The organism is Alcanivorax jadensis T9, from assembly GCF_000756655.1.
GTDB classification, from domain to species: Bacteria; Pseudomonadota; Gammaproteobacteria; order Pseudomonadales; family Alcanivoracaceae; genus Alcanivorax; species Alcanivorax jadensis.
This window is the reverse complement of sequence record NZ_ARXU01000001.1, coordinates 255,027-279,237: the sequence shown is the minus strand read 5'-3', so window position 1 is coordinate 279,237 and position 24,211 is coordinate 255,027. Positions and strand designations below refer to the sequence as shown.

25 protein-coding genes are annotated in these 24,211 nt (G+C 57.1%); 3 read left to right on the top strand and 22 right to left on the bottom strand.

Annotated features, from left to right (window positions below; genetic code table 11):
- Positions 1-66 precede the first annotated feature (66 nt).
- The 11 genes from T9A_RS01275 to T9A_RS01225 form a co-directional block, all read right to left on the bottom strand.
- Positions 67-837, bottom strand: coding sequence for a sulfite exporter TauE/SafE family protein (locus T9A_RS01275; protein WP_232221951.1), 771 nt, complete (start codon positions 835-837; stop codon positions 67-69).
- Positions 834-1,037, bottom strand: coding sequence for a cbb3-type cytochrome oxidase assembly protein CcoS (gene ccoS / locus T9A_RS01270; RefSeq protein ID WP_035244415.1), 204 nt, complete (start codon positions 1,035-1,037; stop codon positions 834-836). Before ccoS ends, T9A_RS01275 begins: the two co-directional genes overlap by 4 nt.
- Positions 1,016-3,388 carry a heavy metal translocating P-type ATPase gene (locus T9A_RS01265; RefSeq protein WP_035244413.1) on the bottom strand — a complete coding sequence of 791 codons (2,373 nt, stop codon included), beginning with the start codon at positions 3,386-3,388 and terminating at the stop codon, positions 1,016-1,018. The genes ccoS and T9A_RS01265 overlap by 22 nt, the downstream gene beginning before the upstream one ends.
- On the bottom strand, positions 3,385-3,903 hold the full coding sequence (locus T9A_RS01260; RefSeq protein WP_035244412.1) for a FixH family protein: 519 nt from the start codon (positions 3,901-3,903) through the stop codon (positions 3,385-3,387). The genes T9A_RS01265 and T9A_RS01260 overlap by 4 nt, the downstream gene beginning before the upstream one ends.
- Entirely contained in the window at positions 3,872-5,290 is a 1,419-nt protein-coding gene (ccoG, locus tag T9A_RS01255; protein WP_035244410.1) for a cytochrome c oxidase accessory protein CcoG, read from the bottom strand. The genes T9A_RS01260 and ccoG overlap by 32 nt, the downstream gene beginning before the upstream one ends.
- A gap of 81 nt (positions 5,291-5,371) precedes the next feature.
- A complete protein-coding gene (gene ccoP, locus T9A_RS01250) occupies positions 5,372-6,283 on the bottom strand; it encodes a cytochrome-c oxidase, cbb3-type subunit III (protein WP_035244409.1) in 912 nt (303 codons plus the stop codon).
- Positions 6,280-6,432: a cbb3-type cytochrome oxidase subunit 3 gene (locus tag T9A_RS01245; RefSeq protein WP_035244407.1), complete on the bottom strand. Its 153-nt coding sequence runs from the start codon at positions 6,430-6,432 to the stop codon at positions 6,280-6,282. Before T9A_RS01245 ends, ccoP begins: the two co-directional genes overlap by 4 nt.
- Positions 6,429-7,064 carry a cytochrome-c oxidase, cbb3-type subunit II gene (gene ccoO / locus T9A_RS01240; RefSeq protein ID WP_035244405.1) on the bottom strand — a complete coding sequence of 212 codons (636 nt, stop codon included), beginning with the start codon at positions 7,062-7,064 and terminating at the stop codon, positions 6,429-6,431. Before ccoO ends, T9A_RS01245 begins: the two co-directional genes overlap by 4 nt.
- Before the next feature lie 10 nt (positions 7,065-7,074).
- On the bottom strand, positions 7,075-8,505 hold the full coding sequence (gene ccoN / locus T9A_RS01235; protein WP_035244404.1) for a cytochrome-c oxidase, cbb3-type subunit I: 1,431 nt from the start codon (positions 8,503-8,505) through the stop codon (positions 7,075-7,077).
- Between the two features lie 186 nt (positions 8,506-8,691).
- Positions 8,692-11,826, bottom strand: a complete 3,135-nt coding sequence (locus T9A_RS01230) for an efflux RND transporter permease subunit (RefSeq protein WP_035244402.1) — start codon at positions 11,824-11,826, stop codon at positions 8,692-8,694.
- Positions 11,826-12,902, bottom strand: a complete 1,077-nt coding sequence (locus T9A_RS01225; protein WP_052042418.1) for an efflux RND transporter periplasmic adaptor subunit — start codon at positions 12,900-12,902, stop codon at positions 11,826-11,828. Before T9A_RS01225 ends, T9A_RS01230 begins: the two co-directional genes overlap by 1 nt.
- A 209-nt stretch (positions 12,903-13,111) precedes the next feature.
- Between T9A_RS01225 and T9A_RS17415 the strand changes: the two genes are divergently transcribed.
- Entirely contained in the window at positions 13,112-13,438 is a 327-nt protein-coding gene (locus T9A_RS17415) for a DUF3653 domain-containing protein (RefSeq protein WP_084573354.1), read from the top strand.
- 65 nt (positions 13,439-13,503) lie between these two features.
- Here the strand turns inward: T9A_RS17415 and T9A_RS01220 are convergent, their stop codons facing one another.
- From T9A_RS01220 to T9A_RS01185, 8 genes are all read right to left on the bottom strand, one after another.
- The gene (locus T9A_RS01220; RefSeq protein ID WP_052042417.1) at positions 13,504-14,616 is read right to left on the bottom strand and encodes a zonular occludens toxin domain-containing protein; all 1,113 of its coding nucleotides are present in this window, start codon (positions 14,614-14,616) and stop codon (positions 13,504-13,506) included.
- Positions 14,613-14,969, bottom strand: coding sequence for a DUF2523 family protein (locus T9A_RS16535; RefSeq protein WP_084573353.1), 357 nt, complete (start codon positions 14,967-14,969; stop codon positions 14,613-14,615). The genes T9A_RS01220 and T9A_RS16535 overlap by 4 nt, the downstream gene beginning before the upstream one ends.
- Before the next feature lies 1 nt (position 14,970).
- On the bottom strand, positions 14,971-16,233 hold the full coding sequence (locus T9A_RS17150) for a thrombospondin type 3 repeat-containing protein (RefSeq protein WP_232221950.1): 1,263 nt from the start codon (positions 16,231-16,233) through the stop codon (positions 14,971-14,973).
- Positions 16,234-16,312: 79 nt separating this feature from the next.
- Positions 16,313-16,447, bottom strand: a complete 135-nt coding sequence (locus T9A_RS17340; RefSeq protein WP_035244398.1) for a membrane protein — start codon at positions 16,445-16,447, stop codon at positions 16,313-16,315.
- A gap of 14 nt (positions 16,448-16,461) precedes the next feature.
- Complete coding sequence (locus T9A_RS01200) at positions 16,462-16,701, bottom strand: hypothetical protein (RefSeq protein WP_035244396.1); 240 nt, start codon at positions 16,699-16,701, stop codon at positions 16,462-16,464.
- 9 nt (positions 16,702-16,710) lie between these two features.
- The gene (locus T9A_RS01195) at positions 16,711-17,028 is read right to left on the bottom strand and encodes a DNA-binding protein (protein WP_035244394.1); all 318 of its coding nucleotides are present in this window, start codon (positions 17,026-17,028) and stop codon (positions 16,711-16,713) included.
- Between the two features lie 5 nt (positions 17,029-17,033).
- Positions 17,034-18,065 (bottom strand): replication initiation factor domain-containing protein, encoded by a 1,032-nt coding sequence (locus T9A_RS16530; protein WP_198030599.1) that lies wholly within the window; start codon positions 18,063-18,065, stop codon positions 17,034-17,036.
- Positions 18,066-18,309: 244 nt separating this feature from the next.
- Positions 18,310-18,615 carry a hypothetical protein gene (locus T9A_RS01185; protein WP_035244393.1) on the bottom strand — a complete coding sequence of 102 codons (306 nt, stop codon included), beginning with the start codon at positions 18,613-18,615 and terminating at the stop codon, positions 18,310-18,312.
- A gap of 481 nt (positions 18,616-19,096) precedes the next feature.
- On the opposite strand from T9A_RS01185, the gene T9A_RS01180 reads away from it, so the two are divergent.
- Positions 19,097-19,456, top strand: coding sequence for a helix-turn-helix domain-containing protein (locus T9A_RS01180; protein ID WP_035244392.1), 360 nt, complete (start codon positions 19,097-19,099; stop codon positions 19,454-19,456).
- Between the two features lie 159 nt (positions 19,457-19,615).
- Here the strand turns inward: T9A_RS01180 and T9A_RS01175 are convergent, their stop codons facing one another.
- From T9A_RS01175 to T9A_RS01165, 3 genes are all read right to left on the bottom strand, one after another.
- Complete coding sequence (locus tag T9A_RS01175; protein WP_035244390.1) at positions 19,616-20,839, bottom strand: hypothetical protein; 1,224 nt, start codon at positions 20,837-20,839, stop codon at positions 19,616-19,618.
- A gap of 290 nt (positions 20,840-21,129) precedes the next feature.
- A complete protein-coding gene (locus tag T9A_RS01170; protein ID WP_035244389.1) occupies positions 21,130-22,308 on the bottom strand; it encodes a vWA domain-containing protein in 1,179 nt (392 codons plus the stop codon).
- An 18-nt stretch (positions 22,309-22,326) separates the two neighbouring features.
- On the bottom strand, positions 22,327-23,169 hold the full coding sequence (locus T9A_RS01165) for an AAA family ATPase (protein ID WP_035244387.1): 843 nt from the start codon (positions 23,167-23,169) through the stop codon (positions 22,327-22,329).
- A 275-nt stretch (positions 23,170-23,444) separates the two neighbouring features.
- Between T9A_RS01165 and T9A_RS01160 the strand changes: the two genes are divergently transcribed.
- On the top strand, positions 23,445-24,161 hold the full coding sequence (locus tag T9A_RS01160) for a 16S rRNA (uracil(1498)-N(3))-methyltransferase (protein WP_035244386.1): 717 nt from the start codon (positions 23,445-23,447) through the stop codon (positions 24,159-24,161).
- Positions 24,162-24,211 lie beyond the last annotated feature (50 nt).

Sequence of the window (24,211 nt, the reverse complement as noted above, 5' to 3'; positions counted from 1 at the left end):
ACCCGCTCTCCAGTTAAGTGATTTACTCCATTATTGCGGGCCCTGAATTGACTGTGTTGACCTGGATCAAGTCTCGGGCTGATGGTGGTGGCTGTGTTTGCCTGAATCGGCAGGACCAGGGTGAACGTGATGGGGCATCTGGCTCATGGACCAGGCCTGCCAGAAGAATGCCAGCGCCAGCAGAAACGTCAGTGATGCCGCCACCTTTGGCCAGATGCCGTTGCGAAAATGCTGTAGCCGGGAGGCGATCACACCGGTAATGGCCACGGGGATGATGGTTACTATACCGAAGACCAGCATCACCAATGCACCAGCCGGTGCGCTGCCGGCCGTAACGGCAAGGGCCAGGGCGGTATAAATCAGGCCACAGGGCAGCAGGCCCCATAGTCCGCCCAGCGCCAGCGCCTTTAGCGGGCGATCTACCGGGAGTAGCCGCCGGGTCAGGGGCTGTAATCGGCGCCACAGCCCGGCACCAATACCTTCCAGTTTTTTCAGCCACACGCCTTGCCCGAGCAGATAACCACTGAGCAGCAACATCAGAACGCCGGACAGGGCTAGCCCAATGGCCATGGAGGGGCCAGGCAGCCAATCCAGCAACGCCTTGCCCAGCATCCCTGCAAGGCTACCAAGCACCATATAGGTCGAGACCCGGCCGATGCCGAAGAGTAGCTGCCAGCCCCACAGGGACTTACCCTGGCGGCGCGATTCTGGAATCGAGAAGGTGAGCGCGCTGCTGATGCCGCCACACATGCCGATACAGTGAACACTGCCGGCAGACGCCAGCAGAAGAGCACTGGCAAGCAGAGTCAGCAGGGATTCCGGGCTCTCTGGCATCATGAGTCCCGCTCGTTGTCGTGATCTGCAGCCTCTTTACTCGTAGGGAGGCCTTTGCGCTGTTCACGATCTTCGAACACCACCCGCCAAGAGGCATTATCCAGATCATCAAACTGATCCTTGCGCAGGGCCCAGAACAGGGCCCAGATCGCCCCGGCAAGAAACAGCAGTGCCAGAGGGATCAGCAGGAGGACGATTTCCATCGGGTAACTCGCGTTGCGTTGAGGGTGACTAGCAGTGAACTGGCAGACATGCCGATGGCCGCAGCCCAGGGCGGAATCCACCCGGCCACGGCAAAGGGCACCGCCAACAGATTATAGAGCAGGGCCCAGGTGAGATTCTGGCGAATGGTGCGCTGGCAACGCCTGGCAAGTGCAGGCAAAGCCGGTATCGCCTGCAGATTGTCCTTGAGCAGATACAATCCTGCTGCCCGCTGGGCCAGGCTGGTGGCGTTGGCGGTGGCCACGGATACGTCCGCCGCCAGCATGGCCTCCGCATCATTGATGCCGTCACCCACCATCATTTGCGTCGTGGTCGTCTGCAGCTCCTTGAGCCAGCGGGTCTTGTCAGCGGGCTTCATGCCGGCACGCCATTCCTCCAGCGATAATTCCCTGGCCACCGGCCCGGCAGCGGCATCGTTGTCGCCGGTTGCCATGCGTACAGCCAACCCTTGCTGGCGAAGAGCCCGTGTTACCGCAGCACTCTCCTCGCGAATGCTGTCCTGCAGCCACAAATACAACTGCACGGCGCCGTCACGGCTCAGTTGCAGGCAGGTTGTACCGGGGCGAGCCTGTTGCGGTGCGCCACTGATGCGCCATTGCTGGCCCTGAAGGTTGCCGGTAATACCATTTCCATCCGGCAGGATGTCTGTCATTTGCGGGTTGCGCGCAATGTCGCGAAAGGCCTGGGCCAGCGGGTGAGGGTTGTTCCATTCCAGAGCGGAAACAATGGCAAGCAGATCGGCCTTTTGCCCTTCACCGGCAACCTGGGTGTCCACCAACGAGAAACGTCCCAGAGTCAGCGTCCCGGTTTTATCAAAGAGCACCCCGCCGATATGGGGTAATCGCAGCAGCTGGCGAGGCGATGCCACCAGCACTCCTTCGCGCAGGGCGGTACCCAGGGTCGCCGAAAGAGTCAGAGGTACAGCCAGCGCCAGCGCGCATGGGCAGGTGATCACCAGTACCGCCAGGGTGTGGTCAAAAGCCTCGCCGGGCCCGGCCGGCCAGTGCCAAAGCAACGTAAAGGCAGCCAGCAGAAGAACCGCAGCGGTAAAAAGTGGGGCGATGCGGTGCCAGTCACGGATCACATCCAGCCGCTCGCGGCTGGCCAGCTCCACCTGTTCAGCGATTCGGGCAATCTGACTGTGGTCTGCGGCGCACTCTGCCTGCAGCGTGATTGAGCCTTCCTGCAGGCGGGCTCCGGCCACCAGGCAAGAATGGAGCCCCCGGCTTATCGGCACAGATTCACCGGTCAGTGCCGCTTCATCGAAGGTGCCCTGGCCGTCGATGATACGGCCATCCACCGGTACCACATCACCCTGAATCAGCAGCAATCGGTCGCCGGCTGCCACCTGCCTGAGACTGACCCATTGCGCCTGATCACCACTGAGACGGCGAACCGCACGGGGCAGGGTATCGCCAAGCCTCGCATAGCCCGCATTAATAGCCTGGCGCTGACGGTGTTCCAGCCAGCGGCTGATCAACAGGAAGAAAACGAACATGGCGGCGGAATCGAAGTACACGTGGCTGCCGCCGGTGAACATGGCTACCAGGCTGCCGCCCCAGGCCAGGAAAAGAGCCAGGGCGATGGGGGTGTCCATGGTCAGATTGCGATTGCGCAACCCACGCCATGCGCCTTGAAAGAAGGGCCAGCCAGCATAAAAGACCACCGGGGTGGCGACAAAAAAGCTGGCCAGGCGGAAGACCCACTCGTAAACCGCATCCGAACCATCAAAGACGCCGATATACAACGCCATGGAATACATCATGGCCTGCATGGCGCCCAGTCCGGCCAGTATCAGCCTGCCCAGCAGGCGCTTGTGCTCGCGGCGATTGGCTGCGGTGGCGGCAGGATCACCGGGCAGGCTAACGCCATAACCCAGTTGCTGGATGCGGCGGGCGGTTTCCCGGGCTTGCGGTGCCCCCTGGTAGTCCACTGTCAGTGTCATGCCCGCCAGATTGACACTGGCGCGACTGACACCAGGCTGTGTGGACAGGGCTTTTTCGATTAACCAGCTGCAGGCCGCACAGGTCAGTCCGCTCAGTTGCAGCTGCAGGCGTTCGCCGTCAGGCAGCGACGCACAGTGTGGCGCAAGCAGGTCGGGGATCTCGAACAGAGCCAGGTCCAGTTCTGCCCGGCGTGCATCCGGTGCCGGGGCTTCGTCCTGTCGAATCCGGTAATAGTCATCCAGCCCCATGCCGTAAATGGTCTCGATGGCGGCAGCACATCCCGGGCAGCAGGCATCACGGCTTCCCTCCGGGGTGCGGGCGGTGAAAGCACCAGACGGGGCAGGCTGCCCGCAGTGCCAGCAGGGTGGGGTGAGGCTCTGATTCATGGCTTGGTAGCGTGACCCAGGCGCACCGTACCGTCTTCAATGTTGCCACTTTGGTAAAGACGCCAGTGCCCCTCAGGGGTAGAGGCGGTAGCGATAAAACGGCCCATTGAGGGGAGAGCTCCGTCGCCACGAAAAACGCCATTGCCCTGGTGATGGAGTGTCAGCAACACATCCTTTTCCTTGAGGGTGGGGTGGCGCAGCGCCACGGTAATCAATTCTGGCGCAGGGATTCCGGCATCGCTGGTCAGCCTTGCCTGAACGCCGGCGCCCACCTGGGACAGCACCAGGCCAATGCCCAGTCGCGCGGCAATCTGTTCCTGTTCCGCGGAGCGGTTAATTCCACGGCCCTCCTTGTACCACTCGTCGACCACCGGGCTGTCTGCATTGATGACGGCAATATACAGGGTGGTCAGGCCGGCAATCACTGAACTGGCCGGCAGCAGAATGGCCAGCCAGAGCAGCGGGTATCGATACCAGGGGCGATCATCGACGTGGGGTGATGAAACGGGATTCATGCTGTTTCTCCAGGTCCGGGTCGTTCAGTGACCTTACTGAAAACCAGATGGTGGATGACTGCATTTCCACCTCATAGGGGTCATAACTTACCGTCACCGGCAATGACAGGTGCTGCCCGGGCTGGATAGTAAACTCAGTTCGGTTTTCCATGCGCAGCCCCTCAGGGCCTTCCAGACTCAGTGTATAACGATGGGCATCCTGGCCCTTGTTGAGAATTTCCAGGCGATAGACGTTCTCCACGCGGCCGCTGCTGGCAACCCGGAAAAGCTGATTGCGATCGCGCAGAACATCCACCTGCAAGGGCACACGGTTATAGAGCGTGGCCATAAACAGGGTAGCCATGGCCAGCAGGACAATGCCATAACCGATCAACCGGGGACGCAGCACCCGGGATTCCTTCCCTTCCAGCGCATTCTCGGTGGTGTAGCGGATCAAGCCCCTGGGCTTGTCGATGTGATCCATGACATCGTCGCAGGCATCAATACAGGCCGCGCAGGTAATACATTCGTATTGGAGCCCATCGCGAATATCAATGCCTGTAGGGCAGACCTGAACACACAGTCCACAGTCAATGCAGTCGCCTTTTTCGACAGCCTGCGGCTCCTGATTGCGTTTCTTGCTACCCCGGCCACGGGGTTCGCCACGATCTTCGTCATAGGAAACGATGAGCGTTTCACGATCGAACATGACGCTCTGGAAACGGGCATAGGGGCACATATACAGGCACACCTGCTCGCGCATGAAACCGGCGTTCATATAAGTGGCAACGGTAAAGAAACCTACCCAGAACAATTCCCAGCCACCCCATTCAACACTGAAGATACGAACAGTCAGATCCGTAATCGGTGAAAAATAGCCGACAAAAGTGAGGCCGGTAAGAAAGGCCAGCGCCAACCACAGCACATGTTTACTGCCGCGCCGTAGCAACTTACTCATGGACCAGGGCGCCTCGTCCATCTTCATTCGACTATGCCGGTCACCTTCAAAAAGTTGTTCTATCCACTGGAAAAAGCGGGTCCAGGTAGTCTGGGGACATACATACCCACAATAGACTCGCCCGGCCAGAACCGTGAAAAAAAACAAGGCGAACGCAGCAATGATCAGCGCCCAGGAAAGAAACAGGAAATCCTGCGGCCAGAGAGTCAGGCCAAAAATATGGAACTGCCGGTTCGGCAGATCAAAGAGAACAGCTTGCTGTCCATCCCAGCGAATCCAGGGTAGGGCAAGATAAAGCCCCATGGTGCTGATGATGCTGAAATCGCGAATGCGCTGGAAACGGCCACTGATGGATTTCACCTGGATCCGTTTACGCTTGGCATAGAGGCTAATGGGGCCCTGTGCTTCCGGGCTGTCATCAACGGTTTTAATGCGGTCGCGCTCACTCATTACGCACCTCGAAGACTGCTGGCGTGATCCGCCGACTCGGCCTGTCGCAGCCTTTTGCAGGCTGCGACAATGGCCCTGGGGTTACGGGGCTGACTTGTTGGACAGGCTGTAAACGTAGGCCGCAATGACATGAATCTTCTCTTTGCTGAGTAGATTTTCATGCTTGGGCATTTCCCCTTTTCGTCCTTCGCGAATAGTGGTCTCGATGTCCTCCAGACGCGGACCGTAAAGCCAGGTGGTGTCCGTAAGATCGGGCGCACCCATGGCCTGATTTCCTTTGCCTTCCTGGCCATGGCACGCGGCACAAACTGCGAATTTGGGCTTCGCTCGCTCGATGGCGGCGGCCTTATCCGCGTCGTTGGCCAGATCCGGTCGGCTCAGGCTTTGCACGTAGATGGCCATGTCGCGCACTGCCTTGTCGGTATTGCCGATAGCAGCGGCCATGGGTGGCATCATGCCTGTGCGGCCCTGGGCAATACTGGCAATGATCTGTTTGGGCTCACCACCATATAGCCAGTCATCATCCGCCAGATTCGGGTAGCCTTTCGCGCCGCGGGCATCCGAGCCATGACAGATGGCGCAATTGTTGGCAAATAGACGACCACCCACGGCCAAAGCCTCCGGGTACTCGATCAGTTCATCCACCGGCACTTTGCCAAACTGCTCAAACAGCGGGTCCGTCTGCCGCGCCACCAGGGCGACTTCCTTTTCGTATTGCAGTGTACTGCTCCAGTTCAGCACCCCCGGGAACTTTCCCAGACCGGGATAAAGCACCAGATACACACATGCGAAGATCAATGTGCCGATAAACAGGAACAGCCACCAGCGGGGAAGCGGGGCATTGCGTTCCTGAATACCGTCAAAGCTGTGCCCGGTGGTTTCCTTGGCAGCCTCCTCCGGAGAGATCTGATTGTTCCACAACAACAGGCCCGCACAACCGAGCAGATTGATGGCAACGATAATGATGATGAACCAGCTCCAGAAATCACTCATTGCTCGTCCCTCTCTTTGCGGCGGTCAGCCTCAAGGGCCATGTGTGAGAGTTTTTCGTAGTCTTTTTTTCGGCTGGGGCGATACACCCATATCGTCATCGCCATAAAAGCGACGAAGAAGACCAGCGTAAACAGGGCTTGAAAGCTCATTGTGCTACCTCCTTACGTTCCTGGCCCAGGGAAAGCAGATAGGCCACCAGGGCATCTTCTTCCGTGGCATCAGCCCACTCACCCTTGATCTTGTTCATTTGCTCGGTGATATCCTGTTCGCTGTAGGGCACACCAAAGGTGTCCTTGAACAATCGCAAGGTTCGTTCCGTATCGCCCCAGTCCACGAGATTTTCCTGCAACCAGGGATAAGCCGGCATATTCGATTCCGGCACTACCTGGCGCGGATCGCGCAAATGTTCACGGTGCCATTGCTCGGTGATCGGCCGCAGACCGACACGAGCCAGATCCGGCCCGGTACGCTTGGAGCCCCACAGGAAGGGGTGCTCCCAGACATCTTCGCCGGCCACTGAGTAGGCGCCATAGCGTTCCGTTTCCGCACGAAGGGGGCGCACCATCTGCGTATGGCAGACGTGGCAGCCTTCGCGGATATAGATGTCGCGACCTTCCATTTCCAGAGCTGTGTAAGGCTCCAGAGTTTCCAGTGGCTCAGTGGTGGCCTTCTGCCAGAACAGTGGCACGATTTCCGCCAGGCCACCGAAACTCACCGCAATCAACGTCAGCACAATCATCAGGCCGACATTCTTTTCCACTCTTTCATGGGCATTGGACATGTCGGTCTCCTCAGGCAGCCTGCAGCACGTTGTCGTCGCCGTGGGTATCGCGCTCGGCAACGATGGTCTTGTAGACGTTGACAGCCATCAGCACCATGCCGGCGAAGAACACCACCCCGCCGAGCAGGCGGATGGCGTAGAACGGCTGCCTTTCCACCAGTTCCTGGACAAAGTTGTAGGTCAGGGTGCCATCGCTGTTTACCGCTCGCCACATCAGACCCTGCATGATCCCGGACACCCACATGGAGGCGATGTACAACACCGTACCGATGGTGCTCAGCCAGAAGTGGGCATTGATCCAGCCGATGGAGTACATCTGCTTGCGCTCAAACAAGCGGGGAATCATGACGTAGATAGCGCCGATGGTGATCATGGCTACCCAGCCCAGCGCACCGGAATGCACATGGCCGATGGTCCAGTCCGTGTTGTGGCTGAGCGCGTTGACGGTCTTGATGGACATCATCGGCCCTTCGAAGGTGCTCATGCCGTAGAAGGAGAGGGCAACGATCATGAAGCGGATGATCGGATCCGTGCGCAACTTATGCCAGGCCCCGGACAGGGTCATCATGCCGTTGATCATGCCGCCCCAGCTGGGCGCCAGCAGTACGATGGAAAATGCCATGCCCACGGACTGCGCCCAGTCGGGCAGGGAAGAGTAGTGCAGATGATGCGGGCCGGCCCACATGTACACGGCGATCAGGGCCCAGAAATGCACGATGGAAAGACGGTAGGAGTATACCGGGCGCTGGGCCTGTACCGGCACGTAGTAATACATCATGCCGAGGAAGCCTGCGGTCAGGAAAAAGCCCACCGCATTGTGCCCGTACCACCACTGCACCATGGCGTCGATCGACCCGGAATAGACGGAGTAGGATTTCATCGCCGAGACGGGAATGGCGATGTTGTTGATCACATGAAGCAGGGCAACTGCAATGATGAAGGCCCCATAGAACCAGTTCGCCACGTAGATGTGAGGTTGTTTACGCCGGGCGATAGTGGCAAAGAAGACGATGGCATAGGCCACCCAGACCAGGGTGATCAGGATGTCGATGGGCCATTCCAGCTCCGCATATTCCTTGGTGCTGGTATACCCCATGGGCAGGGTGATGGCGGCAGCCACAATCACCGCCTGCCAACCCCAGAAGCTGAAAGCAGCCAGCTTGGGAAACGCCAGGGTGGCCTGGCAGGTTCGCTGCACAACGTAGTAACTGGTGCCGATGAGGGCAGAGCCGCCAAAGGCAAAGATCACCGCGTTGGTGTGCAGTGGCCGTAACCGGCCAAAACTGAACCAGGGTAACTCGAAATTGAGGACTGGCCAGGCAAGCTGGGCGGCGATGATCACCCCCACCAGCATACCCACTATCCCCCATACAACGGACATGATGGTGAATTGCCGTACCACCGTGTAGTTGTAAGAGGGTGAAACCGCTGAGTTTTCCATGTACGTTCCCTTCCGAATGATGCGCCGGGAGACGATACCAAGCACGTTCCCCGGCTTTCTTGATATAGATCAACTGCGCCGTTCGTAACCCTGGGACAAAATGTCTCACCTACTCTGAGATAACCTCAGTTACTTTGTGGTCACTTTGGCGCTTCCGTCAACCGTCAGAAAGGAACGCTGCGAAATTCAGACCCTCTTTTTGAAAAGTGAAAGCACCAGCGCAGTCAGCGCTGGCAGGAAAGTGATGGTCACAATGGCAGTGCCGAGCAGCCCGAACAGGACAATCGCCCCGACCCCCCGATAGAGCTCTGTGCCCTCACCGGGGATCAGCACCAGCGGCGCCAGGCCACAGACCGTGGTAATGGTGGTCATGGCGATGGGGCGCAATCGTGAGGCCACGGCCTCGCTCACGGCATCCACGGCGCTCATGGCATTATCGCGGAAATTCAGCGTCGCCTGATGCACGATCAGGATCGGATTGTTTACCACTGTGCCCATCAGAATCAGAAAACCGAGCATGGTGATCATGTCGAAGGGCTGGGTTAGCGGTGGCAGCCCCAGGACTGGCAGCAAGGCGCCCACACCATTCATCATTGCCAGACCCAGCAGGCCGCTGGCGATGCCCAGTGGAATCGTAGTCATGATCAGCAACGGGAAGCCCCAATGGGTAAAAATAGCCACCAGCAACAGGTAGACCAGCATCAGCGCCACAATATAATTGCCGGACAGGGATTCCTGGGTAGCCTGCAACTGGTCGCTGGCGCCGGACAGGGTAATGCTGATGGTATCCGGAATCTCGCCGGCATCGCGTAATTGCTGAATCATGCCACGCACCCGGCTGACCCCGGTTTCCAGGGCCACACCCCGGGGCGGGATGATATTCAGTGTTACTGTGCGCCGGCCGTTGACCCGCCGCACCACACTGGTGTCCACGGTTTCCTTCAGGGTAGCCAGGGATGATAGTGGCACCGTCGCACCGATAGGCGTATGGACTGGCAAGCCGGGGAGGGCAGCCAGTTCCGGCCGGGTGCCGGTACGGTGGCTGTAGGCATAGATGTCGATTTTGTCATCACCCAGGAAAAACTCATCCAGATAGGCGCCATCGGTCAGTGCCGCTACCGTAAAGCCCAGCTCTTGCGTGGAAAACTGCACTTCGGCGGCACGGCTCCAGCGCGGATGGACCTCGATCAGCGGCTGGGCCAGGGACAGGCTGGCAGGCTGGGACTGGATGCGCGGATTATCAAATACTTGTTCGGCCTCGCGCTCCAGCCGTGAGGCCACTGTGTAGATTTCCGCCAGATCGGCCCCGGCCACGTCCAGGGTCACGCTGCGGGTACCGCCGTCGTTACTGGATATGATCGATCCGCGAGCCGCGAAAGCCCCCATGCCTGGATAGCGTTGATAGACCTCGGTGATAGCATCCATCATCGCTTCCATGTGCGTCGGATCCACTGGCTCGGCGATGATGCGCAGGCGCTCCGCATCCACACCCATATTCACATACTTCATTGGCGGCATGGCCAGCTTTCCTGACTCGTAGTCCGCCGGGTCGGCCCCCACCAGCGGCAAGAACTCTGCTTCTACTTCGTCAGCAATGGCTTCCATGGTGCTCAGGTTGTAACCCGGAGGGGCGCTCATGCTGGCGAAGGTTTTCGGTTCCTCACCCTCAGGCAGATATTCCGCCGGCGGCGTCAGGAACAGCACAATAGCACCACCTATCAGCACGGTTGCCAGCAGGGTGATCACTTGCCGGGGGCGACTACTGGACAGGAGACCGGAAAGGCGGTGCAGGGCGGTCATCCAGCGGCTGTGCTGGCCGTCATGGGCCACCACGGCACTGAAATCCAGCCGGGCGGAGAGGGTGGGAATTACCGTCATGGCCACCAGCATGGAGACCAGAATCGACGCGGATACGGCAATGGCGATATCGGAATAAAGCTGGCCGGCCTCTTCCTGAATAAACACCACCGGCAGAAATACCAGCACCGTGGTCATGGTGGAGGCGAACACCGCGGGCCACACCTTCTGGATGCCACTCACTGCCGCGCGAAAGCGATCCAGCCCCTTGCGCCGTTCCGTCTCGATGCTTTCCAACACCACGATGGAATTGTCCAGTGTCATACCGATAGCAAAGGCGATACCCGCCAGGGAAATCACATTGATGGTGCGCCCGGCCAGCAGCAGGCCAAGAAATGCGGCAATGGTGCAGATGGGAATGCCGATCACGCCCACGGCGGTGATCTTCACCGAGCGCAAGAACAGGAACATGACCAGGGTGGCAAACACCGCACCAATGGCCAGATTGGTCCACACATTGGCCACCGAGGCTTCCACGTAACGCACATCATCAGCGATCAGCGCCATGCGCATGCCTGCCGGCTCCAGCACTTCCCGGTTGATCTGCGTTACCTGGTCGAACATGGCGTACTTGATGTCGATGACATTGGAGCCGGTTTCCCGGCGCACCGCCAGGCTGATCACCGGCTCGCCATTGACCCGTGACAGGCTGCGAACCGGGAAGTGATCGAGTACCACGGTCGCCACATCTTTCAGGCGTACCTGGGAGTCACCGCTGCGGACCAGAATCAGTTCATTGAGGCTGTCGATATCCTTGAAGCCCCCCACAGTACGCAGCAAATAGCGCCGCTTACCGCTTTCCAGCTCGCCGCCGGATACATCCCGGTTTCGCTCACGCAGGGCATCCCTTACATCCACCACACTGAGCCCGAACTGGGCCAGTTTCTGGGCATCCAGCAGCAACTGCACCTGCCGTTCGGCACCGCCGCGCACTTCCACCTGGGAGACCCCGGCCACGCTCTCCATGCGCGAGCGTACTTCGTCGTCGATGAAATCCTGCATCATGTCCATGTCCAGCCCGCGAGGATTATCGGGCAGGGGAGAGACGCGGTAATACATGAAGGCGTTACTGGAAAACGAACTGGAGAGAATGCGCGGCTGATCCACATTATCCGGATAGGTAGGGACCTGACTGAGGGCATTATTGACCCGGATCAGTGCGTCGGTGATATCCACGCCGAAGGGGAATTCCAGCTCGATTTCCGCCTCGCCACTGCCGGCGGAGGAGGTCATCCGCCGCAAGTTGGGAAGATTGCGCAGGTACTCTTCCTGCTCGATGAGGATTTCCTTTTCCACATCCTGGGGCGTGGCACCGGGCCAGCTTGTCACCACGGAAATGGTTCGCACTTCCAGATCGGGAATCATCTGAACCGGAATGCGCAGTGCAGCGAGAACGCCGAGCAGGGTGATGATCAACACCACTACCGTCATCAGGGTGCCATTGCGGACAATCTTCTCGAACATCAGTCCACCACCCGGATCTTGTCACCGTCCCGCAAGCTCTCGTTGCCGCGGATAACCACACGATCACCACGATTCAGGCCCTCGACTATAGTGACCTGCTGTGACAGGCCCGAGGCGATTTTGACGACCTTGCGGCGCGCCACCAGGTTTTTATCGTCGCCCTCGGCAATCCAGACCGTCACATTGCCCTGGCTGTCACGGAGCAGGGCGTCTCGGGGTACGGAGGGCCGAGTATTTGCTGAGCGCATTTGTAGCCGGCCATTGATCGCCATGCCCGGCGTCAGGGATTTCCCGTCAACACTGGCTCTCACCGTGAAGGTTCTGGCAGTAGGGTCGTTAACAGGCACAATTGCGGTAATGCTTGCGGCTATCGAGCTCTCCGAGTCGTCTTCCTTCTCCAGCCAGACCTCCAGGCCGGTATCCAGGGACAACTGCGGAAAATACTGTTGTGGGACCGCAAAATCCGCCTGCAAATCATCGCTTCCCACCAGCTCAAAGACCGTGGTGCCAGGTGTCAGCCATTCACCTACCTCGGTAAGCTTTGCGCTGATAACACCACTGAAAGGGGCGCGAAGGGTATGTCGCTTGAGCAAGGCTTGCTGCCTCGCCACGTCAGCCTGGCTTGAGGCCAGTCCCGAGGTGGCCACCTGAACCTCAGATTCCAGGCTGCGTACTTCGCTGGCGGCGATGCTTCGCTTCGCCACCAGGCTGTTGGCTTCCTGCAGTCGCCGGCGGGCGTCTTCCAATGTGGCCTGTTGCTGCTGATAGTCAGCCCGGGAACGCTGTAGCTCCAGACGGGTCAGCTCGGCATCCAGCTCAATCAGAGGGGCGCCGGTCTCAACCTTGTCGCCGATATCCACGAGCAATTTGCTCACCAGCCCGGAAACAGACGCGGAAAGTCGCGCTGCTCGATCTGCTACCAGGGTGCCGTTCACCAGCAGCGCATCCTGGGAGCGCGACAAATCCACCACAGCCAGTGATACCGGCTTGCGATCATCCGCCAGCGCGGATACGGCCAGTAACGACAGCAGGACAACCCGGAAAAAGAATTGATATAGCAGGGACAGTAACCGCATGCGTGTCCTTGTCAGTTATTCTAAGAATTATGCAAGTTGTGAGTTTATCAGGGCCGGAGGCAAATCCGGGTGAAAAGCAGGGTAAGGATTGTATCGGGCTGACCTGGCAAAGGATCAATCATGACTACGCATAATGTATATTATGTTCAATAGACTATGCGGGCAGGGATAGGGCAAGATTTGGCTTTTAGCCTTCCAGTAAAGCACGAATGCGATTCAAAGACGCGGCTTTTGGCCTATCAGTAAATGAGCTATCCCTTATCACTCACCGCCACCCCCAGACCATACGGCGCTACCTCAGAACGAACAGAGCACCGATTGAAGTCACCCACCTGATTGACCTACACAGGTCAGGAAAAATCCCCTCTACAAATGAAAGCTGGTCAGGCTGGCGAGTTGATGGACCGCTTCTGATTGACCCTGATGGAAACGGGTACAGACCGAACGAAATTCGGAGTTTGTGGGCTGTGAAGCAGCTTAGATATGAGCTTGAGAGATTGCGAAAAGGGCCTGTGCAGATGTGCATGGACGTTTGAGTATATTCGCCCATGGCGCGGGGTCCCTCCCCGGGAGGGACCCCTCCCCGCGCCATGGGACGCGATCACTTACGAGCTATTGCAACCTGAGATGAAGGATTGTCACAGATCACATTGTGACGGTAGTCATTAAATTGGATCGTCAAAAGGCAACGCCCGCGGGGTGTTAATCTGTAGCCCGCTTGCATTAGGTCCTGCTCAGTAACGGTGAAAACACGCTGGCCGTTCTGACTGGCATAGATCAGGTAGGTATACCTATCCCCCATCTGCATAAAGCCTGCTAGGTGAAGGTGAACACCATCAAAGGGGTGGTCAGGTTCCGGGGGCTGCTCTGGTTCTGGCGGGTCGGGCGGAGACTGGACAGGGGGTGGCTCAGGGGGCTGAGTAGGTGCAATGTCAGGCTTTACCCTTGTTACCTTAACCTTAAAATCTGATGGAACAGTCTGGGCTGAAACGGGAACCGGATTAACAGGGGTGGGATCTGGTGTTGTGAAGGGCATCCCGCCCCAGAATAGACCAATAATTCCCAGCGGCACGAATAAGGCAGCGCCGATGAAAGACCAATGCTTCCAGATAGGTTTAACGTCCTGGGCCATTGCTTCCTTTACCGCCACATTGCTTTTCGTGTGGGACTTGTAGAGCTTGAAGTTGTTGCTGTCATAGCTGCGTATTGATTCCGACAAGACCGCCCCGCGTATGCCGTTCAGGACCTTACGGATATAGGACTTGTCGTGGCCTAAGGCCCTGTTGTTGGTGACACGGTAGACCATATCAACGTGCTCACAGATATTGCGGCACAGCTTGCTATGGAACTGAGTTATGAGAAGAACGTCGGCCCCTTCATGCCTGTGTTCTGCGTACCACTCCTCGATTTCATCAGGCGTTTTGCCACGCCTTAATGATTTATGGCATTCATCAATGATATACAACGGGCCCTTGCCGTCATCGTCGCGCCAATCATCGCCATAATCATCAAGGGAAGAACCTAGCCATCTGCCCTTTGGATGACGTATGTGGAGAAGGTCTGCAAAGTCAGGGTTTATAGCCTCAATGAGGGGACGATTGACCGGGAGATTAGTTATCACCTTACGGCCAGCATTAAGCGCCGGGAGAAGGTGAAAAACTACAGCCTCATAGCTTTTGCCGGAACCGGGTCTGCCGAGTAGCAGGTAAATCATGAGCCAAGCCTTACGAAGGGTATCAACTGAAGCAGGAGGCGGATAACGATAGCGGCAGTAATGATCAGGGTAGCGGAACCTAGGTGAAGTGCTCCCATGACGTTAAGTACCTCGCCGGGTAAAGCATTGATGTATTGCTGAGGGTCGAAATTGAGTTGCTGGCCGAGGGCATCAAGGAGAGTAACTGCAAGGCCCATGAGCAGGTCGAATACGAGGGAGACAGCATCCACAAGGAACGCCCAGTACGTTTCCCACATTGACAGATAGATATAGGTGATTCGCTCCAAAAGCCACTCAAAGCCGCCGACCAGCTTTGACCAAAGCCACTCGAATGGTCCCAATGATGCTTCCATGTTAACCCCCGAAGATTAACGCCCTAGCAAGGAGCAAGGCGCAAAAATTGATGATCGCGGCGAGTACGCTCCAAATCCAGCAAAAGTCAGTGCCGGGGAGACTTCCACTTCCGAAAGAACCAAGCGATCCTAGATTGAAACTCATGCTGACCTGTGGACAGGAACCGGAGTCAGGCAAGGACCAAGACCGGAGCCATGTGACTAGCGCACTCTGATCTATAGCCGCTTGGTGAGAATTCCAGACACCAAGAAGCCCGTCTGGATAACGAGGGTCCCATATCGAATCCCCGCAAATATCACCCGCATCAGGATTGCATGAGCCAAGGGAGGCAGCGCCGTCGCCGCCTGTGTCATCACCGTCGCCTGTGCCGTCGCCGGAGCCTGTAGAACCGCCGTCCGTTTCGTCATCGCCAGTACCGTCGCCGTTGTCTGATGTGCCGTCGCCGGGGTCAGTGCCCTGCCCTGTCCCGTCACCTTCGTCTGTTCCATCATCGCCTGATCCGTCGCCCTCGCCGCCTGTTTCATCGCCAGAGCCATCACCTTCGCCTGTTCCCTGTTGGCAGGCATCGCCCTGGCCATCTGAATCAGTATCTAGCTGATCCGGGTTCGGCTCTGATGGGCAATTGTCTTGAGCATCAGGAACACCGTCTGAATCGGCATCCTCCTCTATTGGCTCACCGTCAAGAACAGTATCAGCGGCGCAGCTTGCACCGGTTGAGTAATAGACCCAACGGCTGTTTGTTGCAAAATCACTGCCGGGATAGATATGAGTGCCACCAATAACGTGACCGGGCCTGTCGTACTCGCATTCATCCCTGCAAAGGGAATCTGGTATTGAGAAGGAGCATATAGGCGTTGAACCCTCAAGGCCTGTTATAAGGCCTCCATCGCAGCCGTATTCAAGGTGCGGGTCATCCTCTGGGCATTCTGGTGTTGGCTCACCGCATACAACATCAAAATCACCCGTTGGGCTTGTTTGCGTTACGCTTATAACAAGAGGATGCGTTTCTGTTGTGCAATAGTGAATAACCTTTCTGGTCATTCTGTTGTTTGAATTAATGGAGTAATTAATGCAGTAAGGCGCTGTTGCGCCATAGTAAATATTTGGAAGCAGGGGATCTGCTATTGGCTCACAGGGTGGGTAGTTTTGCCCGCCATTTTGACCCCTTCCGGCAGTTTCACCGGGAACTGTGGTGGCATATGAAACCAGAGGGAAAACAAGGAGAGCCACCAGAATTGCAATGGCTGATGGATAAAGTTTCATGGTTACGGCCTGCCTATTGCTGATGTCAAGGCAAGGCCGGCCATGGCGCCTATGAGGACAACCAGACCGGCCACCATCCTTACGCCTTGTTTACGGCACGCTTGGACAGGGTAATGCCCTTGTAGGCGAGAGCAATGCCCACAATTGCGACACCGGCAGCACCTACGAAGGTGGCAACACCGGAAAAGTCTACTGCAGCGAAGATATCAGCCATTTTTGTTTCTCCTTTTATACTCTATTGATGGTTTTTTTAGCGACGCCGATGGCGTAGCCGAGAGACCAAGGGAGCAGGATTGCCCCTAGGCCCCATGTGTACAGCCACAAAAGCTCCTCAGCCGTTGGCATTGAGAATGAACTGATGTAGCTGAACTCTGGTGCAGAAACCAATGCAAATGCCTGGCAATTCTCGATAAGGTCACCGGTTGAGCGGACCACACCCAAAGCATCGATTTCTACGCAAACTGCCATAATGGGCCCCTACGCCTTAACGCCTTTAGGCTTGCCGTCACCGGAGAAGAACCAGTTGATACCGGCTGACTTTTCACCCTTCCAAACGCTGGGAAAAACAGGAACGTAAACCTCCTGACCCTTGAATTTTTCGTAATGGGCGGCAAGGCCCTCGGAAAAAAGCTGCTTTGAAATGCGGATGTCGTAGGTAATGGCTTCACCGTCATAGCCATTTTCCTTGGGGACCTGAATACCGACATAGTGTTGCTCGATGACTTCGCCGGTTTTGTTGTTCGTGCGTGCTACCTTTTTGTAGCCGAGTACGTTGCCTTTCAGTAAAAGCGCCATGTGCGTCACACCTCTATGGTTGCCAAATCATTAAGTACTGATTTCATTAATTGCCCGTTATGGGTCTGGGTTTCTGCCCGCAGGGATTCGAACCCGCCGACATCATTTGCAATCACACCGGGGGAGCCAGACCAGACAAGCCGATCAGGGAAACCCTTTGGATTGCAGAATTCGTAGAAAATCTGGTCAGGACGCAGCCCCATGACCTGATGGGCAAAGTTGATCAATTTGCCGTACTGGGTTCGCGCTATCCGACGCAGCTTGTCATACTGGATTGAGACCTTTTCGCGTGCCGTGCGGATGACATGGGCAACCTTGCTGAGGAAAGACAAAGCAGGGTAAGCCCCGGCAAGGTACTCAGCAGGGTTTGTTAACATATCAAGCGGCAATTCCCTGTCCCGGTTATGCAGCTCACACTCCCAGCGAACCCAAGGGGAATTAGGATCACCGAGTTGCTTGCCCTTGTCGTAGCAGCGAAGGAGCTTGCCGTTTTCACGACGACCGACATAGAAGGTACGCCCATCGCCTGAACCGAAATCATCAATGTAAGATGCCTTGGGCGGCCTGCCCTGCCCCTTGAACTCACCAGAGAGGAACTTTTCTCTGCACAGGTCGACGTTGTGAATGCCGTCATGGTCATCAAACGCCAAATCGACGCGAGTTAACCGGGCACAGAGGTCGTCCAGGCGAGAAGGAAGGGCATCCCAATTCTTGATCATGGCGCAGGCCTCGCCGGTCATGTAAAGCTGAGCGCGCTCCTCAACTAGACGGGAAACGCCGCCGTCATAGTCCCTGACCTTGTTGTTCCCACCCCACGCTATGAAGGCTTTACCGTCGAATGTAATTGCACTCTCAAAGAAGTTGCGGCCGCCAGAAACCTTGTCAGAGACGGTGAAGATGCCAGCACCAAAAAGGTGATTTACGAAAGCCTGCATTCTGTCGGAAATGTCATCGTCAGAAACAACCCACGGGGACACATCACCGGTGACCCGTTCCATGGAAGAAACGGGAAAGGTCACGGAGAATGTGTCTACCAAGAATTCTCCCCGTGGGACTTCGTGGAGACTTTCACCCCGTATTACTGTCGGGGTTCCAGAAGCCTGACCGGCCTTCATGATTCACCCCGCATGCCGAGATAGCGAGAAGCGAACCGGGCAGTTCCCTTGATGAACCAAGCCAGACCCATACCAGCAAGTACGCAGATGACAAGATCAAAGGGAGCGGCGATTAGCGAATAATCGAACATGATCTGTGATACCTGCTCAGCGGTTGCGCACTCCATCAGATAGCACCCCGGTTTTTCAGGTAACGACGAGCAGCCTTCACGCCATCGCGGGACAGGTCTGCAAGAAATTCGTTATTGGGTATGAAATGGGTTTTCCTTTCCTCAGCCTTGGCAAGATGACCAAGGCCACAATCAGAGAGAACGGACTGAGAGCTACGGAACATTGCTAGCCGACGAGCCATCACATGGGAATCATGAAGGCGGTCACCGACATGCTCCTTGGCCAACCAGTAGACGCCTGGCTCAGGTGCAGGCTTGAACGGCGGATTGTAGGGATTCACTTTGATAACAAGCCGTGTCATTGCCCTGACCCTTTTGAAAAGCGGTTTTTCATGGCGCGAGGAAAGGTTGCAGCAGCGTTGAGCGAGTCACCCGCAGAGAACCGACTGAGGAAGCGTTGAGAACTGGTGGTATGGGGGCCAGCAGATTTATGAGGGAGCCGGGGGCAAGGTATCGTCGGTGAGACGTTTTCGCCCTGGCTAACGCTTTCCTGCCGACTGTTAAGGCCTACGGCCTTGGGGTGCAATTTTGTACCCTCGATAGGACAACGAATAACGACCGGGGAAATTTTGGAGACTTTGCAGGACGGGCACAGAAAGCCGCCATCATTGGTTTCGCCTGACCAGTTGCAAAATTTGCTGTCACAGTACGCCATTGCCTTACCCCTTGTGCCGTGTTGCAGCGCTGCAATAAGTGGAATGTATTGCAAGTCTGCAACGTTGTAAAGCGGAAATATTGCAAAGGGGCAACACAATGGGTCTAATTGCCACAAGGAGACGAGATATGAAAAAGACAGCCGACTACCTCAAGGAAGCGCAAAAGACTCTGAAACACAGCACAGACGGCGATACAATGCGATGGCTAGACGTGAACAGGGGGACGGTCTCTAGATACCTGTCTGGCAAGTCAATCATCGACAGTGATGACGTCGTGTGGAAGATTGCCGAGGCATTGGATATAGACCCAGCGGAGATAATCGCAGCCAGAGCGATAGAACGAGCAGAACGCTCAGAGGACGCGGACGGGTTCGCACTGTGGACCAAGCGGTTTAAGGCTGTAAGTCACTCAGCAACAAGCCTTTTTTTTGGGGGAGCCCTCCTCGCAAGCGCCGTTGAGGGCATACGACACTGTATATTATGTTAAATAGGGGATGTCGCGACAATATCTTTTCTCGGGATAACGCTCTCGCCCAATGATCAGCTGTTAAAGGTTTTAGCTCCAACAACAGCTGACCTGCTAACACCCCAGGCGTTGCCTGAGGCGTAAAGAGCTCCATTTCCAGCCCTTACGCCTAAGCATTGATCAGTGATCGCGGCTGTGGGTATGTTCGAAACGATAAGTCAGGTTTAACTGCACACGAGGCGCTTCGCTGCGATCCCCTGCCTGATTGTCGCGCATCCCGTAAGCCAGCTCGGCCCCATAGCTGAGGCTGTCGTCGTGCTGGCGAATCAGGCTCAGGGTGCCGTAGCGGGTGCGACGCATGGCATTTCCGGGCAGCTCATTGTTCTTTTCCAGGGTAATTTCGCCGCCAACCATGGCCAGCGTCCAATCCCGGCGGAACTGCCACTGCCCGGCCAGATAGCCGCCTTGAGCCAGTAGCGGCTTCAGTCCGTCGGTAGCGAATACGTAGCCATCCATACTGCTGTCACCGAAGCCAGACAGGTCATTGTAGTAATGGGCCATGGCTTCACCATAACTGCCGCTGGCCAGCAGGGTCAGGCTGTCGGTCACAGCCAGGGTGCCACTGAGCACACCGCCGGTGGCATTGGCGAACTGCTGGCCGCCATCGGCAAATTCCACACCGATTTCCCGGTTCATAAGGCCGACCCGCAAGTGGCCTCGGCCATGGGACTGGATCCAGGCGGCAATAATGTCAGGCCGGCGGCCGCTGGCGCTGCTCAGGTTATCCGGGTCATACACTTCCGGATTGGGATCCTCCAGAGCCACCGTTAGGTGCTCGCCCTGCCAGCGCACGCCGGTCTGGCGGGCGAAAATGGCGCTGTTGGGGCCCTGGGAATCCAGCGTCAACGGCCAGGCCGCACCATCCAGCAAGGCGGTGTAGCCGTAGCCGGCACGCAGGGCGCCATACTCAAAATAGAAATCCCGGACTCGCAAATCGTAGCCATCGATGCTGCCGAACACATCCACGGCGAACACCGCATGGGGCCCACTGCCCTCTCCTACCCGTAGGCCTAACTGGCTGTTCTTGCTGTGTAGCTCAAAATTCTGCTGATGAGTATCACCGGCAGGGATGGTGCTGGGGATCAACAGATCATCGAGCCCCGCATTCTTGTCATCGTAGATGGCATCCACGCTGACCTTGCCGAACACGGCAAAGCCGGGCCACTGCAGATGGTTTGACGGGGAATGGGTTGGCGCATCCTGGGTCAGGTTGGCCTTGAGCCGATCCAGCTCCTTTTGAAGACGACGGATTTCAGACTGGGTGGTATCCGCATAGAGGCCGGCTGCGGCCAATGCGGTACTGCTGAAAACGGTCGTCCAGATGGTGGTTCGCACCCTGGACATGGGAATCTCTCCTGAAGTCCACCGGATCACGGTGGGCGTTCATCTTTGTGCTTCGGCGTCCCGGGGTTCCGTGCCTTGTGGGCTGTCCGGGGCGTGAAACGCGAAAGGCGCGGAGAATACGGATGCAGGGCTCTGTGCGCTACTAGACAAATGTTTAGTGCGGCAAAATACAGGGGTGGGCAGACGAGCGGAATGCAGATTTTTGCTCTTGAGGGACGTAGGGAATAGCTTGCCTGCACGCGAACCCGATTGTGGCGTTCGGCTGCAGGCAGCCTCCTACAAAAAGACCATTACTTGCTCAAATAGCGCATGGCCTTTTCCAGGCCTTCGATAGTGAGCGGATACATCTTGTGCTCGCTGAGCTGCTTGATCCACTGCGTGGAGGTGGTCATCTGCCAGGCACGCTCCGGTTCCGGGTTGAGCCAGGCCACCTTATCGTAGGTTTCCATAAGACGCTGGAACCAGACCGCACCGGCCTCTTCGTTCCAGTGCTCCACGCTGCCGCCCACGGAGTTCACTTCGTAGGGGCTCATGGCCGCATCACCGACAAAGATCACCTTGTAGTCACTGCCGTATTTATGCAGCACATCCCAGGTGGAAATCTTCTCGTCCCAGCGACGACGGTTGTCCTTCCATACATACTCATAGATGAAGTTATGGAAGTAGAAATACTCCATGTGCTTGAACTCCAGCCGGGCGGCGGAGAAAAGCTCTTCGCAGAGTTTGATGTAGGGGTCCATGGAGCCGCCTATGTCAAAGAAGATCAGCACCTTGACGCGGTTTTCCTTCTGCGCACGCATCTTGATGTCGAGCAGGCCGGCGTTACGAGCGGTGGAACGGATGGTGTCATCCATATCCAGCTCTTCCTCGCGACCAATACGGGCAAACTTGCGCAGCCGGCGCAGGGCGAGCTTGATATTACGCGTTCCCAGCTCCACGGAATCGTCCAGATTGCGGAATTCCCGCTTTTCCCAGACCTTCACCGCCCGCTTGTTGCGGGATGGCCCGACCATGCGCACCCCTTCCGGGTTGGCGCCGTAGCCACCAAAGGGACTGGTGCCGCCGGTACCGACCCACTTGTTGCCGCCCTGGTGGCGCTTTTCCTGCTCTTCGAGCCGCTTGCGCAGCTCGTCCATGATCTTTTCCAGGCTACCCAGACCCTTGAGTTTTTCGAACTCTTCCGGGCTCAGGTTCTTCTCCAGCTCCTTGCGCAGCCACTCATCCGGGATCACCTTGTTGAGCCAATCGGGCTCCAGGTTTTCCAGCCCTTCAAAGTAGTTGGCAAAAGCCTGGTCGAAACGGTCGTAGAACTTTTCATCCTTGACCATTACCGCCCGGCTGAGCAGATAGAAATCCTCGATGGAGCCGAAAGCCACGTGGGCCTGCAGGGCATCAAAGAGATCCAGCAATTCGCGCAGGGTTACCGGGACCCGGTAACGGCGCAGATTTTCGAAGAAACCAATCAGCATAATCAGCCAGCGTTGCGGTTAGCGTTCGCGACGGTTCATGAACGCCAGGCGTTCAAGCAGTTGTACGTCCGACTCGTTTTTCAACAATGCACCGTAGAGCGGTGGCACCGCGCTCTTGGTATCGCGATTCTGAAGGATGTCCGCCGGAATATCGTCGGCCATGAGCAGCTTCAGCCAGTCGATCAACTCGCTGGTGGAGGGCTTCTTCTTCAGACCGGGCACCTTGCGCAGGTCGAAGAAGATTTCCAGGGCCTCGGTGACCAGGTTCTTTTTGATCTCCGGGAAATGCACATCGACGATGGCCTGCATGGTCTGGGCATCGGGGAAATTGATGTAATGGAAGAAACAACGACGCAGGAAAGCGTCGGGCAGCTCTTTTTCGTTGTTGGACGTGATGATCACGATCGGGCGCTGCTCGGCGCGGATGGTTTCCCCGGTCTCGTAGACGAAGAATTCCATGCGATCCAGTTCTTGCAGCAAATCATTGGGGAACTCGATGTCGGCCTTGTCGATTTCGTCGATCAGCAGAACCACCTGTCCGTCATGGGTAAAGGCTTCCCACAGCTTGCCTTTCTTCAGGTAGTTGGCCACATCTTCCACCCCTTCAGCACCGAGCTGGGAATCGCGTAGGCGAGACACCGCGTCGTACTCATACAAGCCCTGCTGGGCCTTGGTGGTGGATTTGATATTCCAGGACAGCAGAGGCAGGCCCAGGGATTCAGCTACCTGCTCGGCCAGCAGGGTCTTGCCGGTACCCGGCTCACCCTTGATCAGCAACGGGCGCTTGAGCGCAATCGCTGCGTTAACGGCCATTTTCAGGTCGTCGGTGGCCACATATTGGTCAGTACCCTGAAACTGCATGAAACTCTCCACACTTAAACAGTGAATCGAACGGGTGAACGGGCGGCACACTCTACCAGCGGCCTGAAGGCGCCGCCAGTTACCAGCGGGCCAATCCAGCCACATCCCCGGGGATCCTGACGCAGGTGAATGGGCTGGTTGTGCAATGGGAGCAATCTAGCAAGGCCGGCTGGCGAGGCAAAGGGCGAGAACAGCCAAGTAAACAGCGATTTACGTCACCCTGACCCGGCGATTTCCGCGCGGATTCCGGGTCAGGCTGTGCGATAATCCGCGCCATGAATCTGCTGTTACTGCACCCTCACCAACACCTTCATGGCGATCTCTGGCGTCTGGATGACCGTCAATGCTGCCATGTCCGCGATATCCTCGGGCTGACCGCTGGTGATGCCTGCCGCGCCGGGATTATTGATGGAGCGATGGGGAAGGCGCAAATTGAATCCATAGAAAACAGCAGGATAGAGGTTTCTTTTAAAGTGGACTCTCACCCTGAAGCGCCGCTCCCTCTGTCGCTACTGCTGGCCCTGCCCCGCCCCAAGATGCTCAAACGCATTCTGATTGACGCTACCAGTCTTGGCATCAAGCGCATCGTGCTGATCAATAGCTGGAAGGTGGACAAAAGCTACTGGCAGACCCCCAACCTGAAAGCCGACCTGCTCCGCGAGAAAATGCTGCTGGGACTGGAGCAAGCCCGCGACACCACACTGCCGGAGCTGGTTCTCGCCCCACGCTTCAAACCGTTTGTGGAAGATGACCTGGACACCTGGGCCGGCCCCGGCCGCCGCCTTCTCGCCAACCCCGGTGACTACCCGGCCATGCCCTGTGACCTGGCCGAGCCTGTCACGCTGGCCATCGGCCCGGAGGGGGGCTGGACCGACTACGAAGTGGAGATGCTGCAAAGACAGGGTTTTGCCTGTCACAGCTTCGGGACGCGCATTCTCAGAGTGGAGACAGCGCTGCCGGCTCTGGTAGGACGCATGATGCAATTGCCATGAGTGCAAGCACTGGCACGCCCCTCTCTCGACCACACAAATGAACCCGAGTA

Excerpts from the sequence above, each read along its gene's own strand:
- T9A_RS01275 (WP_232221951.1), bottom strand. The coding sequence starts at position 837 with ATGATGCCAGAGAGCCCGGAATCCCTGCTGACTCTGCTTGCCAGTGCT.
- ccoS (WP_035244415.1), bottom strand. The coding sequence starts at position 1,037 with ATGGAAATCGTCCTCCTGCTGATCCCTCTGGCACTGCTGTTTCTTGCC.
- T9A_RS01265 (WP_035244413.1), bottom strand. The coding sequence starts at position 3,388 with ATGAATCAGAGCCTCACCCCACCCTGCTGGCACTGCGGGCAGCCTGCC.
- T9A_RS01260 (WP_035244412.1), bottom strand. The coding sequence starts at position 3,903 with ATGAATCCCGTTTCATCACCCCACGTCGATGATCGCCCCTGGTATCGA.
- ccoG (WP_035244410.1), bottom strand. The coding sequence starts at position 5,290 with ATGAGTGAGCGCGACCGCATTAAAACCGTTGATGACAGCCCGGAAGCA.
- ccoP (WP_035244409.1), bottom strand. The coding sequence starts at position 6,283 with ATGAGTGATTTCTGGAGCTGGTTCATCATCATTATCGTTGCCATCAAT.
- T9A_RS01245 (WP_035244407.1), bottom strand. The coding sequence starts at position 6,432 with ATGAGCTTTCAAGCCCTGTTTACGCTGGTCTTCTTCGTCGCTTTTATG.
- ccoO (WP_035244405.1), bottom strand. The coding sequence starts at position 7,064 with ATGTCCAATGCCCATGAAAGAGTGGAAAAGAATGTCGGCCTGATGATT.
- ccoN (WP_035244404.1), bottom strand. The coding sequence starts at position 8,505 with ATGGAAAACTCAGCGGTTTCACCCTCTTACAACTACACGGTGGTACGG.
- T9A_RS01230 (WP_035244402.1), bottom strand. The coding sequence starts at position 11,826 with ATGTTCGAGAAGATTGTCCGCAATGGCACCCTGATGACGGTAGTGGTG.
- T9A_RS01225 (WP_052042418.1), bottom strand. The coding sequence starts at position 12,902 with ATGCGGTTACTGTCCCTGCTATATCAATTCTTTTTCCGGGTTGTCCTG.
- T9A_RS17415 (WP_084573354.1), top strand. The coding sequence starts at position 13,112 with ATGCGATTCAAAGACGCGGCTTTTGGCCTATCAGTAAATGAGCTATCC.
- T9A_RS01220 (WP_052042417.1), bottom strand. The coding sequence starts at position 14,616 with ATGATTTACCTGCTACTCGGCAGACCCGGTTCCGGCAAAAGCTATGAG.
- T9A_RS16535 (WP_084573353.1), bottom strand. The coding sequence starts at position 14,969 with ATGGAAGCATCATTGGGACCATTCGAGTGGCTTTGGTCAAAGCTGGTC.
- T9A_RS17150 (WP_232221950.1), bottom strand. The coding sequence starts at position 16,233 with ATGAAACTTTATCCATCAGCCATTGCAATTCTGGTGGCTCTCCTTGTT.
- T9A_RS17340 (WP_035244398.1), bottom strand. The coding sequence starts at position 16,447 with ATGGCTGATATCTTCGCTGCAGTAGACTTTTCCGGTGTTGCCACCTTC.
- T9A_RS01200 (WP_035244396.1), bottom strand. The coding sequence starts at position 16,701 with ATGGCAGTTTGCGTAGAAATCGATGCTTTGGGTGTGGTCCGCTCAACC.
- T9A_RS01195 (WP_035244394.1), bottom strand. The coding sequence starts at position 17,028 with ATGGCGCTTTTACTGAAAGGCAACGTACTCGGCTACAAAAAGGTAGCA.
- T9A_RS01185 (WP_035244393.1), bottom strand. The coding sequence starts at position 18,615 with ATGACACGGCTTGTTATCAAAGTGAATCCCTACAATCCGCCGTTCAAG.
- T9A_RS01180 (WP_035244392.1), top strand. The coding sequence starts at position 19,097 with ATGAAAAAGACAGCCGACTACCTCAAGGAAGCGCAAAAGACTCTGAAA.
- T9A_RS01175 (WP_035244390.1), bottom strand. The coding sequence starts at position 20,839 with ATGTCCAGGGTGCGAACCACCATCTGGACGACCGTTTTCAGCAGTACC.
- T9A_RS01170 (WP_035244389.1), bottom strand. The coding sequence starts at position 22,308 with ATGCTGATTGGTTTCTTCGAAAATCTGCGCCGTTACCGGGTCCCGGTA.
- T9A_RS01165 (WP_035244387.1), bottom strand. The coding sequence starts at position 23,169 with ATGCAGTTTCAGGGTACTGACCAATATGTGGCCACCGACGACCTGAAA.
- T9A_RS01160 (WP_035244386.1), top strand. The coding sequence starts at position 23,445 with ATGAATCTGCTGTTACTGCACCCTCACCAACACCTTCATGGCGATCTC.